Consider the following 659-nt stretch of genomic DNA (forward strand, 5'->3'; position numbering starts at 1 on the left):
AGGAGCAGCAGCCCGGCGCCCTCGGCCAGGCCGAAGCCGTCGGCCGACGCCGCGAAGGACTTGCAGCGGCCGTCGGGGGCGAGCCCGCGCCGGCCGCTGAAGCCCGTGAAGGTGAGCGGCGACCCCATCACGGTGACGCCGCCCGCGAGCGCGAGGGCGCACTCGCCGTCGCGCAGCGCCCGCGCGGCCAGGTGGACGGCGACGAGCGAGGACGAGCAGGCCGTGTCCACGGTCACGGCCGGGCCCCGCAGGCCGAGGGTGTAGGCGATGCGGCCGGACAGGACGCTGGTGGAGATGCCCGCGACGAAGAGGTTCTCGAGTTCTTCGGGCACCTCGTCCAGGCTGCCGCCGTACCCCTGGTGGGCGGCGCCCGCGAAGACGCCGGTGCGGCTGTCGCGCAGGGTGCGCGGATCGATGCCCGCGCGTTCCAGGACTTCCCAGGAGGTCTCCAGGAGGAGCCGCTGCTGGGGGTCCATGGCCAGGGCCTCGCGGGGCGAGATGCCGAAGAAGTCCGCGTCGAAGCGGCCCGCGTCGTACAGGAAGCCGCCTGCCGCCGCACTGCCGGTGCCGGGTCCGCCGGGACCGTCGCCGGCGCCGGCGGCGTGGAGCGCGTCCAGGTTCCAGCCGCGGTCGGCGGGGGGTTCGGCGACCGCGTCGCG

1 protein-coding gene is annotated in these 659 nt (G+C 76.3%); it reads right to left on the reverse strand.

Annotated features, from left to right (window positions below; translation table 11 throughout):
• Positions 1-659, reverse strand: a 659-nt coding sequence (locus tag HO151_RS06385) for a polyketide synthase (RefSeq protein ID WP_173895121.1), incomplete at both ends; no start/stop codon positions are given.

It is taken from the genome of Streptomyces sp. 8P21H-1 (genome assembly GCF_013302945.1).